The sequence below is a fragment of the Microbulbifer maximicatervae (SeqCode) genome (assembly GCF_052467955.1).
The window spans coordinates 1686221-1700091 of the sequence record NZ_CP174329.1; the positions used below are offsets into that span (position 1 = coordinate 1686221).

Consider the following 13871-nt stretch of genomic DNA (forward strand, 5'->3'; position numbering starts at 1 on the left):
GTAATAAGTGAAGAGTCAATCTCAGGAAACAGAAAAAATGACGATCGAGATTAAAGCGCCAACTTTCCCTGAATCAGTTCAGGACGGAACTGTCGCCACCTGGCATAAACAACCTGGTGAAGCTGTGTCCCGCGATGAACTGATCGTGGATATCGAAACCGATAAAGTTGTGCTGGAAGTTGTTGCACCTGCCGATGGTGCCCTGACTGAAATCATCAAGGGTGAGGGCGATACCGTTCTCTCCAATGAGGTGATTGCCAAGTTTGAAGCGGGCGCTGGCGCAGCTGCTGCCCCGGCGGAAGAAAAAGCAGAAGCTCCGGCTGCCGAAGCCGCAGCTCCTGCGGCTGGCGACAAAATTGCCATGCCATCTGCCAAGAAAATGGCTGCTGAGAAGGGCGTAGACCTGGCCGGTGTTGAAGGCACTGGCAAGGGTGGTCGCGTTCTTAAGGAAGACGTAATGAAAGCGGGCACTGCGCCGGCTGCCGCTGCTGTACCTGCCGCTGCAGTTGCTGAAGTTGCGGTTGCTCCGGGTGAGCGCGTAGAGAAGCGTGTTCCTATGACCCGTATGCGCAAGCGTATCGCTGAGCGCCTGCTGGACGCTTCCCAGTCCACCGCCATGCTCACCACCTTTAACGAGGTGAACATGAAGCCGATTATGGACCTGCGCAAGAACTACAAAGACCTGTTTGAGAAGACCCACAACGGCACTCGCCTGGGCTTTATGGGCTTCTTCGTAAAAGCTGCAGTAGAAGCGCTGAAGCGTTACACCGCAGTGAACGCGTCTATCGACGGCAACGATATCGTTTACCACGGTTACCAGGATATCGGTGTAGCGGTTTCCTCTCCGAAAGGCCTGGTTGTGCCGATTCTGCGCAATGCGGAGAACATGGGCCTGGCGGATATGGAAAACAATATCCGCGATCTGGGTGTTCGCGCCCGGGATGGCAAACTGTCTATCGAAGAGATGACTGGCGGTACCTTCACCATCACCAACGGTGGTGTATTCGGTTCCCTGCTGTCCACTCCGATTTTGAATCCACCGCAAACCGCAATTCTGGGTATGCACAAAATCCAGGAGCGCCCGATGGCGGTAAATGGCAAGGTGGAAATCCTGCCGATGATGTACCTGGCGCTGTCCTATGACCACCGTCTGATCGATGGTAAGGAAGCGGTTGGCTTCCTGGTAGCGATCAAGGAAATGATCGAAGATCCAGCGCGTATCTTGCTCGAAGTTTAAACAATAAATCTTGGGGCCTGCGGGCCCCCTCGATCACACTGCATTAGAAATATCTGGAACTGATCATGTCCGAAAAATTTGACGTAATCGTAATTGGCTCCGGTCCTGGTGGTTATGTCGCTGCCATCCGTGCCGCTCAGTTGGGCTTGAAAACGGCTTGTATCGAAAAGTGGAAAAACAAGGAAGGTAAATACGTAAATGGCGGTACCTGCCTGAACGTTGGCTGTATTCCTTCCAAGGCACTGCTGGACAGCTCCTGGAAATACCACGAAGCCAAAGATGCTCTCGACGTGCACGGCATTGAAGTCGGCAAGGTCAAGATGGATGTGAGCAAGATGATCGAGCGCAAAGGCGAGATCGTTAAGAAGCTGACCGGTGGTGTAGCAGGTCTGTTCACCGCCAATAAAGTGACCTCCATTTTCGGCACCGGCAAATTGCTGGCGAACAAGAAAGTGGAAGTAACCGACGACGAAGGCAACAGCACCGTCTACGAAGCTGAAAACGTCATTCTGGCTTCCGGTTCTGTACCGGTAAATATTCCGCCCGCTCCGGTAGACAACAAAATTATTGTCGATTCCACTGGTGCTCTGGAATTCACTGAAACTCCAAAGCGTTTGGGTGTTATCGGTGCCGGTGTTATCGGTCTGGAGCTGGGTTCTGTATGGAACCGCCTGGGCTCCGAAGTGGTTGTTCTTGAAGCGATGGACAAGTTCCTGGCGATCATGGACCAACAGGTTGCCAAAGAGTCCCAGAAGATCTTCAAGAAGCAGGGCCTGGATATCCGCCTCGCTTGCCGCGTAACCGGCTCCGAAGTGAAAGGCGAAGAAGTGGTTGTTACTTACCAGGACAAAGATGGTAAAGAGCACCAGGAAACTTTCGACAAGCTGATCGTTTGCGTTGGTCGTCGCCCTTACACCGAAGGCCTTCTGTCTGAAGATGCCGGTGTGAAGATGGACGAGCGTGGATTCATCTATGTCAACGACCTGTGCATGACTTCTGCACCGGGCGTATGGGCGATTGGTGACGTGGTACGCGGCCCAATGCTGGCACACAAGGCCTCAGAAGAAGGTGTTGTGGTTGCCGAGCGTATCGCTGGCCAGAAGCCGATGATGAACTACGACGTGATTCCCAACGTTATTTACACTCACCCGGAAATCGCTGCGGTTGGTCGCACCGAAGAGCAGGTGAAGGCCGATGGCGAGCCCTACAACGTAGGCAGCTTCCCGTTTGCTATCAACGGCCGCGCTATGGCTGCCAACGATACCCAGGGCTTTGTGAAAATCATTGCTCACGCGGAAACTGACCGCGTACTGGGTGCCCATATTGTTGGCCCGTCTGCCGCAGACCTGGTTCAGCAAGTGGCGATCGCGATGGAATTCGGCTCCAGTGCTGAAGACATCGGTATGACGGTATTTGCGCACCCGACTCTTTCCGAAACTGTGAAAGAAGCGGCGCTGGGCGTGAACGGCCATGCGATTCACACCGTAAATCGCAAGAAGCGCAAGTAAGAATATTTTTCGATTTCGGGGCACTAATTATTGATTAATTAGCGCCCCGGTTTCATTTGTGGAATTTGAAATTTGCAACGACGGAAATTTTAAATTTCTCTTTCAGGTGCAGAGTGATCTGCAATTAGTAAACACATTTTATATGTGAATTGGTATTGACTATGAACTTGCATGAGTATCAGGGCAAACAACTGTTTGCGGAATACGGATTGCCGGTTTCCAAAGGCATTGCAGCGGAAACCCCGGCAGCGGCAGCAGCAGCGGCTGACGAAATTGGCGGTGATAAGTGGGTAGTAAAGGCCCAGGTACACGCTGGTGGCCGCGGTAAGGCTGGCGGTGTAAAGCTGGTAGATTCCAAGGCAGAGATTGAAGAGTTTGCCAAGAAGTGGCTGGGCGAGCGTCTGGTAACTTATCAAACAGACGAAAATGGCCAGCCGGTTTCCCGTATCCTGGTTGAAAGCTGCACTGACATCGACCAAGAACTGTACCTTGGCGCCGTTGTTGACCGCTCCACCCGTCGTATCGTTTTCATGGCTTCCACCGAAGGCGGCGTTGAGATCGAGAAAGTAGCGGAAGAGACTCCAGAAAAAATCTTGAAAGCCACTATCGATCCGCTGGTAGGCGCTCAGCCTTACCAAGCGCGCGAGCTGGCTTTCAAACTGGGCCTGAACCCGACTCAGGTTAAGCAGTTCACCAAGATCTTCCTCGGCCTGGCAAAAATGTTCCAGGAAAAAGATCTGGCCCTGCTGGAAATCAACCCGCTGGTAATCACCACCGAAGGCAACCTGCACTGCCTGGACGCCAAAGTGGTAATCGACAGCAACGCGCTGTACCGCCACGCTGACCTGCGCGAAATGCACGATCCTTCCCAGGAAGATTCCCGTGAAGCGCACGCTGCCAAGTTCGACCTGAACTACGTAGCTCTCGATGGCAACATCGGCTGCATGGTAAACGGTGCTGGTCTGGCCATGGGTACCATGGACATCGTAAACCTGCACGGCGGCAAGCCAGCTAACTTCCTGGACGTTGGCGGCGGCGCGACCAAAGAGCGCGTTGTTGAAGCGTTCAAGATCATCCTGTCTGACGAGAACGTAAAAGCCGTACTGATCAACATCTTCGGTGGTATCGTTCGCTGTGACATGATCGCCGAAGGCGTTGTGGGCGCAGTAAAAGAAGTTGGCGTTAAAGTACCGGTTGTTGTACGCCTGGAAGGTAACAACGCAGATCTGGGCGCCAAGGTTCTGAGCGACAGTGGCCTGAACATTATCGCGGCTACCAGTCTGACCGATGCGGCTCAGCAAGTGGTTAAAGCTGCGGAGGGTAAATAATCATGTCAGTATTGATTAACAAAGACACTAAAGTAATCTGCCAGGGCTTCACCGGCTCCCAGGGTACTTTCCACTCCGAGCAAGCGATTGCTTACGGCACCAAGATGGTTGGTGGTGTAACTCCGGGTAAAGGCGGCCAGACTCACCTGGGCCTGCCAGTATTCGACACCGTTAAAGAAGCGGTAGAGAAGACCGGCGCTGAAGCTTCCGTAATCTACGTACCTGCGCCTTTCTGTAAGGATTCTATCCTGGAAGCGGCCAACGCTGGTATCAAGCTGATTGTTTGTATCACCGAAGGTATCCCGACTCTGGATATGCTCGACGCTAAAGTGAAGTGCGACGAGCTGGGCGTGCGCCTGATCGGCCCGAACTGCCCGGGTGTTATCACTCCGGGTGAGTGCAAGATCGGTATTATGCCAGGTCACATCCACAAGCCGGGTAAAGTGGGCATCGTTTCCCGTTCCGGTACCCTGACCTATGAAGCGGTTAAGCAAACCACCGACTACGGCTTTGGCCAGTCCACCTGTGTGGGCATCGGTGGTGACCCCATTCCGGGTTCCAACTTCATCGATATCCTGGAAATGTTCCAGAACGATCCGCAGACCGAAGCAATCGTTATGATCGGTGAGATCGGTGGCACTGCTGAAGAAGAAGCAGCTGCTTACATCAAGGAAAATGTTACCAAGCCTGTAGTTTCCTACATCGCTGGTGTAACTGCACCTCCCGGCAAGCGTATGGGTCACGCGGGCGCGATTATCTCCGGTGGTAAAGGCACCGCAGACGAGAAATTCGCTGCTCTGGAAGACGCTGGTGTTAAAACCGTACGCTCCCTGGCTCAGATCGGCGACGCTCTGAAGGAAATTACTGGCTGGTAAGTAATTGCCAACTTTTAGTTTTCAAAAAAGCCACCCATTGGGTGGCTTTTTTTATGGCTGTATAAAGTCGGGTCGGATTAGGCAGAGTTGCGCTGGGCTCCCCCAGTAAATAGTTTTACCTATCTTTACATTTTCATGGTGTTTACAGTTTTATCTGTTGTTAAGTTTTCTTTTTTTCGCTGAAAGTTGATTTTCATTCTCTCTTCATTTTTGTACTTCTATCTATAGGTCACGTAAGTCTGCGTTTTGTAAGGCTTTTCTTGTGGTTCCTAGCTCTTTTGGTTGCTTGCTGAAAATATTTAAATATTTTTTATTACAGGAGTCGATTTTGGTTTTGGTGTTTGGAAAAGGTTTTTTGTGATCTCTTCCTTCTTTTTGTTTTCTATTTCTGTCGGGTGAATTTTGACTTGCCGAATTTGGTGCGGCAGTGTTGGTTCTCGTTATGGCAGCGAAAATAACTTTTCAGGAGGTGCGTCAGCATGGGGCTAGCTATAGATAAAAATATTCGAAAAATATCCTATAAGATAGACTTTGGTGGATTTTCTTTGGATAGGAATGAAGAGGTAGGTGGGGTTTGGCCGAATGGTGTGGTGAAATATTATGTGCCCTCCAATTTAGATTCCGGTTATGTTAATTCGGTAAAAAAGGCTATGTCTCATTGGGAAATTTGCATTTATCGAAAGTTCAGATTTGCAGCGATTAAGTTCCTGCAGGTTGGAGCGGCAGGCCGTGGAGTGGTTACAATTAAGGACGACCGCAGTAGTGCGACGGTAGGGTTTACCAATAAAACCGATCAATATTGTGGTGTAGATTGGAAAACTAATAGAGCAGCGATTGCCTCCCTTCCCCATGAAATCGGTCATACACTGGGTTTGGCCCACGAACACATGCGTGCCGACGCCCCTCTGTCAGTGAAGAACACACTGGACTCCCTGCAGCAGCAAACTCGGGTGCAAACCCTCACCAGGTTTTTAACACACAATTCTGCTTTTGATGGAAACTCCATCATGATGTATGACGACCAGGCAAGGGCACTGGGGATTGTAAAAAACACTCGTGAGGGAGGCTGTAAAATATCGGCCAATCAGGTGAATAGTTCTACCTGGAATCCCAGTGCTGGGGATCTTGATATGCTTTCATATCTCTATGATGGCAATCGTCAGACCTTGCCTCATTCTTTTGCTGGCCCCTTGGGATAAGGGGCGGGAGGGGTAACTTTAAAAGGGAGTCAAAGACTCCCTTCAATTTATAAATCTTAAGTGAATTTTTAAGCGAGGTAATCAGCAGCCACGAATTTCGGCAAAGAATTTACTTAAGCAGATACCCGGGAAGTGTATAAACCATATTTATTCCCCTGGTTGCGATTACGGTGGTAAAGTACAAAAGCTGTTAAAACAAGCAGCATCAGTTCTGCAACTGGTCCTGCATACCAGATCCCCACTTCACCAAATATCAACGGTAAAATCAAAATTAATGGCATTACAAAAATATAGGTTTTTGTCACCCCGAGAATAGCTGCACGTTTGGCGTCACCAATGGCCTGGAAAAATGTGCTGATCATCATCAATGGTCCCGCCAAAAAGTAGACAAGCGTCATCATCGGCAGGATACGTGCAACCTCTGCAATAATTTGCGGGTCGCTGACGAACAGGGCTCCCAAAGTGTCTTTTAGTAATAGCACGCCAAGCTGTAATACCAGGCAATAAGAAAAGGCTATTGTCAAAGCTAGATTGATACTGCTGTCGGCACGGGACCAGCTTTTAGCACCGAAGTTACTGCCTACGAGGGTTTGAAATGCCTGGCTTAATCCGAGAAGAGGCAGGAAAATAAAGGTCATGATTCGGGTAGTAATGCCATAGGCCCCCACCGTTGTATCATAGTTGGTACTGCTCCAGGCCTGGATACTGAAAATTACAGCGATAGATGTGAGTGATACACCGATGTAGCTCAAGCTGGATGGTAGGCCTAAAGACAGGTACTCAGGCCAGAAATTCCGTTTAATCGAGAGTCGGATAATTTGCATATCAATCACTGGTTGGCCGTAATGACGGTAGCCTGCAATTATCAGAAGGGCAATTGCCTGTGCCAGGGCGGTGCCATAGGCAGAGCCAGCCACACCCATTTCCAGGTGGGCGATAAAAATATAATTGAAAATAATGTTGAGCATAACCGATGATAGGGAAACCACGGCCATTAGAGATAATCGCCCTTCGCATCGTAAAGTGTCGGAATTCACTGAGCAGATAAATAGCGTCGGTGAAAGAAATATCAATATTGTTAAATAGGTGTACCCCATCTCCGCAAGGTCTACCGAGCCATTGGCAATCAATAATGTTAATTGTTTGCCTCCAGCTAAAAAAAGCAATATTAATAAAATGCAAACAATTAGTGCTAGTGTAATGGCTTGAGAGAAGGCCTTCTTCGCTTTATCTATATCCCTTGCACCAAGTAATCTGGCCTGGACACTCGAATATCCACTGGAAATCAATGAAGAAAGTGCTATCAGAAACATAAACACTGGAAAGGTCAAAGTCACTGCAGCTAGTGCCTCGGCTCCTACATACTCCCCGAGGAAGTAGGCATCCAATAAAGTAAAAGAACCGTTTACCAGCATTATTAGAATAATAGGCGCAGCCGTTTTAAAGAAAACCGGCAGCAAGTCCCCACTAACAAATATATTGTCTTGTTGTTCACTCATAGTAAGTCCGTTTTAAAGTTTGCCGCTGTGCATCTCTGCAATCTCTTCAAATTTACTGAATACTAGCTTTTTGAGGTCACACGGCCATGAGTGGATGGCTTTTTTAAAGCTGATCCTACTGTTCCTATACAGAGCACGACTGGCTTCCTCGAAGCCTGGAGTATCCCCTGCAACTAACAACATGAACTTATCCAGTTCCTGTTGTTTGCGGGTGATCCGCTCTTCAGGAGAAACCTGTTTTTGCGCCTGCTCAACCAGCTTACGAAGTGTGACGGAGGCACCGCCGGGCTGCTGACTCAGCCACTCCCAGTGGCGGGGAAGCAGGGTAATCTCCCTGGGAATAACTCCTAATTTCGGACGTCCGCGCTTGGCCTTGTGAGTTGCGGTATCTACAGCTGATACTGCCAACACCTCCTCCGTGTCCCCATGCCAATCCACTTCAACCCGTTTACAGCTTTGGGCCTCGAAAACAATGGGTTCATGGTTTGCACCCATATTTTTCACTTGGCGAATAACGACCTCCAGTGTCCCTCGGGCGATGATCTGTTGCTGATCGATAGCGATATAGTCGGTGCTCAAAGTTTTGTTCCTTATTTACCCGGATTAAATATTTTTATCCGGGTAAATATAGTTCGTCGGTTAGTTAACCTGCAAGTGTAATTTTCTGCCGAATGGCGATACTCGAAGCGGCATTAGTAAAGGACGAGTTTTTCTGGCTGTGCTTGCCTGCTTTTCCTGCTGGCGCTCGGCGGTTAATAGCTGCTCATTTATGAGTGATATACACGGTCAGCGAGCACTCCTATACTGCCGAAAACCAATTGTTTAGGAGCGAATATGACCAGGGCATTGATTGGGGTGATTGGAGGAAGTGGCCTTTACGATATGCCGGGGCTGACTGAGGTGGAGGAGGTCCATATCGACACTCCCTTTGGCAGGACTTCGGACGCCATTGTCTGCGGTAAGCTCGCAGGTGTGCCAGTAGCTTTCCTAGCCCGTCATGGTCGCAATCATCACCTGATCCCCTCCCAAGTGCCTTATCGGGCAAATATCCATGCCCTGCGCCAGCTCGGCGTGCGCTACATCCTGTCTCTCTCGGCTGTGGGCTCCCTACAGGAAGAGGTACGGCCACTGGATATGTTAATCCCCGATCAGTTCATTGATATGACTCGCCGGCGGCAGAGTACCTTTTTTGGCGATGGTGCGGTTGCCCATGTGTCCATGGCCGATCCAGTATGCTCTGCTGTCGCTGATAGTTTGGCGCGTGCTTTCACGCTGACCCAGGCAGAGCAGCCAATTGAGTTACACCGAGGCGGCAGTTATATCTGTATCGAGGGCCCACAGTTTTCCACCCGTGCCGAGTCCCACTGGTATCGCAGTATGGGGGCGTCGGTTATCGGCATGACCAATATGCCTGAGGCCAAGTTGGCCCGGGAGGCACAAATTGCCTACGCCACGCTGGCTATGGCTACTGACTATGATTGTTGGCACCCTCGTGAGGAGGCGGTAACCGCAGAGGTAGCGATTGCGAATCTTCAGCAAAATGCCACGCGCGCGCAGCAAATTGCGATGGAAACCATACGTATTTTAGGGGCTGAGCAACCGGAGTCCTCCGCTCATACAGCACTGTTGAGCGGTCTGGTGACTCCCCTCGAAGCTATGCCTGAGGAAACACAAGCTGTAATAAAACCACTGCTTGCTCCGACAGAACCAGAGCTTGAAGAAATGGAGCAGTGATATCGATGCGTGAGACCTTACCCCTGCTGGAGCTATCGGATTTCCCCTCCCTGCACCGAGGGGCCATTGAGACCTTGCAGGTCAATATTGGCTACCGTTGTAATCAGCGCTGTTTACACTGCCACGTCAATGCTGGGCCTAATCGAACCGAGATGATGTCAGACGACAATTTGGCGCTGTTATTGGAAGTTCTCACGGTCCGTAAACCCCGTGTGCTGGATGTGACTGGTGGGGCCCCGGAATTGCACTGGGGTTTTCGATCCCTTGTAAGAGGGGCGCGAGAGCGTGGAGTACATGTAATAGATCGCTGTAACCTGACAGTTCTTTTTGAGCCGGGCCAGGAAGATACTGCTGAATTCCTCGCTGAAAACCAGGTTGAGGTCGTTGCCTCCCTGCCGTGTTACTCAATCGATAATGTCGATAAGCAACGAGGTAAAGGGGTATTCGATAAGAGCATTGCGGCGCTACAAAAATTAAATGCATTGGGCTATGGCAAGCCCGGCAGTGGCTTAGAGCTCAACTTGGTCTATAACCCCCAGGGACCCTTTTTACCCCCGGAGCAAAGTGCTTTGGAGGCGGACTACCGAAGAGAGTTGGCGAACCACTTCTCCATTAAATTTAATCATTTGTTCGCTCTCGCCAATATGCCAATCAAGCGTTTTGGTTCCATGTTAGTTTCCAAGGGGCAGTTTCACGATTATATGGCGCTACTTAAAGGCAGTTACAGTGCGGATAATCTCGCTGATGTTATGTGTCGTAGCTTGGTTAGTGTCGATTGGCAGGGAAACCTATTTGATTGCGATTTTAACCAACAACTCAACATGCCTATTCCCGGCCGATTACATTTGCAAGATTTAATCGAGATAGATCTAAAGGGATCGGCAATTTGCGTTGCAGATCACTGTTACGGTTGTACAGCCGGGCAGGGAAGTAGTTGTGGTGGGGCTCTCTAGCTTTCTGTTATGGCGGATGGAACCTGAAAACGATGAGTAAAAAAATCCTGCTGGTAGCCGCCATTGTTGTATTGGTGGTGGCTTTCTACTTGCTTGATCTACACCATTGGTTGAGCCTGGAAAAGTTAAAGGATGGAGCGGAGGACTTTAAACGTTGGCAGATGTCGTCGCCGCTTTTAGTCGGGTTTTTGTTTCTGGTCTTCTATATTTTGGTGACTGGCTTATCACTTCCCGGGGCTGCAATTCTAACTATTGCGGCCGGTGCATTGTTCGGTCTTTTCTGGGGTACTGTAATCGTTTCTTTTGCTTCCAGTATCGGTGCTACCCTGGCCTTTTTAATGGCTCGATATTTATTCCGGGACTATATTCAGGGGCGTTTCTCCGAGCGGCTTCAAGTTGTCAATAAGGGAATTGAGCGGGAGGGGGCATTTTATCTTTTTGCGCTGCGATTGGTGCCGGCTTTCCCCTTTTTCCTAATTAATATCCTGATGGGACTCACCCATATTAAAGCCTGGACTTTCTACTGGGTTAGTCAGCTCGGAATGCTGGCGGGTACGATAGTTTATGTAAATGCCGGCACCCAGTTGATGAGAGTGGAAAATCTCAAGGATATTTTATCTTTGCCACTGTTATTGTCTTTTGTTCTATTGGGTGTGTTTCCCTTAATTGCAAAATATGCGCTCAACTGGCTTAAGCGCAGGCGTCAGGCCGGGTGATCGATTTATGCAGAAACCTAAGAAATTTGATCGTAACTTAATTGTTATTGGTGGTGGTGCGGCGGGCTTGGTCACGGCTTATATCTCTGCAGCGGTTAAAGCAAAAGTTACTCTGATCGAAGCGGGTAAAATGGGTGGTGATTGTCTCAATACCGGCTGTGTACCCAGCAAAGCATTGATTATGTGCGCGCGGCAGGCCCATAGGGCGCGATGTGCAAGTGAGTTTGGCGTTATTCTTCAAGAGCCCGTAATTGATTTTCCCCGGGTTATACAGCATGTCAGAGAATCTATTCAAGCAATCGAACCCAACGACAGTGTTGAGCGCTATACCGAGCTTGGGGTTGAAGTACTACAGGGAACCGCAGAGTTGGTAGACCCCTGGACGGTGAAGACCTGTCTAAACGATGGGGGAGAGCAAATACTGACGGCGAGAGCTATTGTATTGGCTACCGGCGCTGAGCCGAGTGCCCCGCCGTTTCCCGGACTCGATCAAGTGAATTACCTCACAAGCGATACCTTGTGGGATCGCTTTACCCAGCTACAAGCTCCGCCCCGCCGACTGGTGTTATTAGGTGGCGGGGCAATAGGTTGTGAGCTGGCACAAGCATTGGTCCGGCTCGGTTCGCAAGTCGTCTTGGTGGAGAGATCCAACACTATATTACCGGAGCTTGATACGGAAGTATCCGCAGCCGTAACTGAGGCGCTCACCCGCGATGGTGTAGAAATATTAACAGATCATGAAGCCGTTGAATTTGAGGGTAGTCCTGAACGAAACGGTGGAACCTTAATTGTTCAGAATAAGGGCAATAAGGTTAGGTTGGAGTTTGATGAAGTAATTCTGGCGCTGGGTAGACAATCGAAATTGGCAGGTCTTGGGCTTGAAAACTTGGGCTTGCAGGAAAGTGGCAGGCTTCAATTGGATGGATACCTGCGTACAACCTATCCCCATATTCTTGCTGCAGGAGATGTTGCTGGACCTTATCAATTTACCCATATGGCCTCCCTCCAGGCCTGGTATGCGGCGGTGAATGCACTTTTTGGTGATCTCAAAAAATTTGCCGTAGATTATTCATTAGTTCCCAGTGCTGTATTTGTTGATCCTGAGGTGGCGAGTGTTGGCCTTTCTGAGGAGGCCGCTCGTAAACAGAATGTTAATTACGAGATAACCCGCTACGATCTCGAACATTTAGATCGAGCGATTGTCGATGGTGCGCGCCGAGGTTTTGTGAAAGTACTCACGGTGCCGGGGAAAGATAAAATACTCGGTGTTTCCATTGTCGGAGAAAATGCAGCGGAATTAATTGCGGAGTTTATATTGGCGATGAAATATGGGTTGGGATTGAATAAGATTCTCTCAACGATTCATATCTATCCCACTATGAGTGAAGCCAATAAATTTGTCGCGGGCAATTGGAAACGTGCTCACGCACCAGCAGCTATTTTACGTTTCTTAGAGGTTTTTAACCGCTGGAGGCGCAACTAATGCAGTTCAGTGTGATAGTCCCTCTATTAAATGAAAAGGAACAAATAGCCTCTTTACTGGATCACTTGCAGCAATTGAACGTGCAGGAAGATTGTGAGGTTATTGTCGTAGACGGCGGCAGTACCGATGGTAGTGTTGAGATTCTAGAGCAGTCTGATTTGCAGCTGGTCCACGCCACTCGGGGTAGGGCGGTTCAGATGAATGCTGGTGCGTTAATGGCTAAAGGTCAGTGGTTAGTGTTTTTGCATGCCGATAGCCGTCTACCCGCAGATGCCCTCAAGTCCATCACAAACCTCGAAAAGGAGAATGCCCACTGGGGGCGTTTTAATATTCAAATTGTCGGACACAGTTTTTGGTTTCCCTTGATTGCGACTTTGGTTAATTTACGCTCTCGTTTTAGTGGTATTGCTACAGGGGATCAGGCCATTTTTGTGCGCCGTGGTTTGTTCGAAGCTATCGGTGGATTCCCTGCGCAGCCGTTGATGGAAGATATTGAGCTGAGTCGTCGTTTGCGTAGTTATTACTGGCCCTATTGTTCTCGGGAAAAAGTAGAAACCTCAGGGCGTCGCTGGGAAAAGTACGGCGTATTGAGAACTATTTTATTGATGTGGCGATTGCGTTTTGATTACTGGCGGGGCGTATCAGCAGAGAGTTTGGCAAAGCGCTATGAGTAGTTTTCTATTGCCGCCCATGCGTCTTGTAGTGATGGCTAAGGCTCCGTTGCCAGGGTATGCAAAAACTCGGCTAATTCCTACTTTGGGAGAGAAGGGCGCAGCCGCTCTCGCATTACAGTTATTGCAGGATACATTGGCAGAAGCGGTGAAGGCGGATCTAGGTCCTGTCGAGCTGCATGCTGCGCCCAACTCCCGGCATCCTTTCTGGCAGGAGTTCAAATTGCCTCAGGGAGTAAAGCTTTACAGCCAGTCAGAAGGTGATCTCGGTCAGCGCTTGTGGCGGGCTGCGAAAAGTTCTTACGCCGCTGGCCAGGGGTTCTTTTTGATGGGGACAGATTGCCCGGCATTAAATGCAGAAAGACTCCGAGCCGCAGCTGTGGCGCTAGTGCATACAGACTCCGTTATGTACTCCGCAAATGATGGTGGCTACACCCTGTTGGGATTGAAGTATCTGCATTCTCGCTTGTTTGAAGATATATGTTGGAGTACTGAAGTCGTTGCCCAGCAAACCCTGGAGCGATTACAGGAATGTGATATGCAGTGTCAGCAATTGGATGTGCTTGCGGATATTGATGATCCTGAGGATTTGCAGTTTTTACCTGGAGTTCTTTCGAGGCGTCTGGCAGGTTTTCGGGAAGCAGATTAAAAGTAATCGAGAGTAAGGA

13 protein-coding genes are annotated in these 13871 nt (G+C 49.6%); 11 read left to right on the plus strand and 2 right to left on the minus strand.

Going from position 1 to position 13871, the window contains the following annotated elements; genetic code table 11:
• Window positions 1-37: 37 nt before the first annotated feature.
• The 5 genes from odhB (at window position 38) to ACJJI5_RS07140 (ending at window position 6147) form a co-directional block, all read left to right on the plus strand.
• A complete protein-coding gene (gene odhB / locus ACJJI5_RS07120; protein WP_413662986.1) occupies window positions 38-1237 on the plus strand; it encodes a 2-oxoglutarate dehydrogenase complex dihydrolipoyllysine-residue succinyltransferase in 1200 nt (399 codons plus the stop codon).
• A 65-nt stretch (window positions 1238-1302) separates the two neighbouring features.
• Window positions 1303-2745, plus strand: coding sequence for a dihydrolipoyl dehydrogenase (gene lpdA, locus ACJJI5_RS07125; protein WP_020412682.1), 1443 nt, complete (start codon window positions 1303-1305; stop codon window positions 2743-2745).
• Between the two features lie 161 nt (window positions 2746-2906).
• On the plus strand, window positions 2907-4073 hold the full coding sequence (gene sucC / locus ACJJI5_RS07130; protein WP_282933818.1) for an ADP-forming succinate--CoA ligase subunit beta: 1167 nt from the start codon (window positions 2907-2909) through the stop codon (window positions 4071-4073).
• A gap of 2 nt (window positions 4074-4075) precedes the next feature.
• Window positions 4076-4948 (plus strand): succinate--CoA ligase subunit alpha, encoded by an 873-nt coding sequence (gene sucD / locus ACJJI5_RS07135; protein ID WP_108734154.1) that lies wholly within the window; start codon window positions 4076-4078, stop codon window positions 4946-4948.
• 479 nt (window positions 4949-5427) lie between these two features.
• On the plus strand, window positions 5428-6147 hold the full coding sequence (locus ACJJI5_RS07140; protein ID WP_413662985.1) for a M12 family metallopeptidase: 720 nt from the start codon (window positions 5428-5430) through the stop codon (window positions 6145-6147).
• A 113-nt stretch (window positions 6148-6260) separates the two neighbouring features.
• Here ACJJI5_RS07140 and ACJJI5_RS07145 read toward each other — a convergent pair whose 3' ends face one another.
• Together ACJJI5_RS07145 and ACJJI5_RS07150 are read right to left on the minus strand one after the other, a co-directional pair.
• Window positions 6261-7646: an MATE family efflux transporter gene (locus tag ACJJI5_RS07145; protein WP_445355869.1), complete on the minus strand. Its 1386-nt coding sequence runs from the start codon at window positions 7644-7646 to the stop codon at window positions 6261-6263.
• Window positions 7647-7658: 12 nt separating this feature from the next.
• Window positions 7659-8225: a DUF2239 family protein gene (locus ACJJI5_RS07150; RefSeq protein WP_445355870.1), complete on the minus strand. Its 567-nt coding sequence runs from the start codon at window positions 8223-8225 to the stop codon at window positions 7659-7661.
• A gap of 255 nt (window positions 8226-8480) precedes the next feature.
• Between ACJJI5_RS07150 and mtnP the strand changes: the two genes are divergently transcribed.
• Genes mtnP through ACJJI5_RS07180 form a run of 6 tightly spaced genes read left to right on the plus strand, consistent with a single transcriptional unit; the run spans window position 8481 to window position 13852 of the window.
• Complete coding sequence (gene mtnP, locus ACJJI5_RS07155; RefSeq protein WP_445355871.1) at window positions 8481-9380, plus strand: S-methyl-5'-thioadenosine phosphorylase; 900 nt, start codon at window positions 8481-8483, stop codon at window positions 9378-9380.
• A gap of 5 nt (window positions 9381-9385) precedes the next feature.
• Entirely contained in the window at window positions 9386-10333 is a 948-nt protein-coding gene (gene arsS, locus ACJJI5_RS07160) for an arsenosugar biosynthesis radical SAM (seleno)protein ArsS (protein ID WP_445355872.1), read from the plus strand.
• 32 nt (window positions 10334-10365) lie between these two features.
• Window positions 10366-11049, plus strand: coding sequence for a TVP38/TMEM64 family protein (locus tag ACJJI5_RS07165; protein ID WP_413662980.1), 684 nt, complete (start codon window positions 10366-10368; stop codon window positions 11047-11049).
• 7 nt (window positions 11050-11056) lie between these two features.
• On the plus strand, window positions 11057-12532 hold the full coding sequence (locus ACJJI5_RS07170) for a dihydrolipoyl dehydrogenase family protein (protein WP_445355873.1): 1476 nt from the start codon (window positions 11057-11059) through the stop codon (window positions 12530-12532).
• Window positions 12532-13206 carry a TIGR04283 family arsenosugar biosynthesis glycosyltransferase gene (locus ACJJI5_RS07175; protein ID WP_413662978.1) on the plus strand — a complete coding sequence of 225 codons (675 nt, stop codon included), beginning with the start codon at window positions 12532-12534 and terminating at the stop codon, window positions 13204-13206. Before ACJJI5_RS07170 ends, ACJJI5_RS07175 begins: the two co-directional genes overlap by 1 nt.
• The gene (locus ACJJI5_RS07180) at window positions 13199-13852 is read left to right on the plus strand and encodes a TIGR04282 family arsenosugar biosynthesis glycosyltransferase (RefSeq protein WP_413662977.1); all 654 of its coding nucleotides are present in this window, start codon (window positions 13199-13201) and stop codon (window positions 13850-13852) included. Before ACJJI5_RS07175 ends, ACJJI5_RS07180 begins: the two co-directional genes overlap by 8 nt.
• Window positions 13853-13871 lie beyond the last annotated feature (19 nt).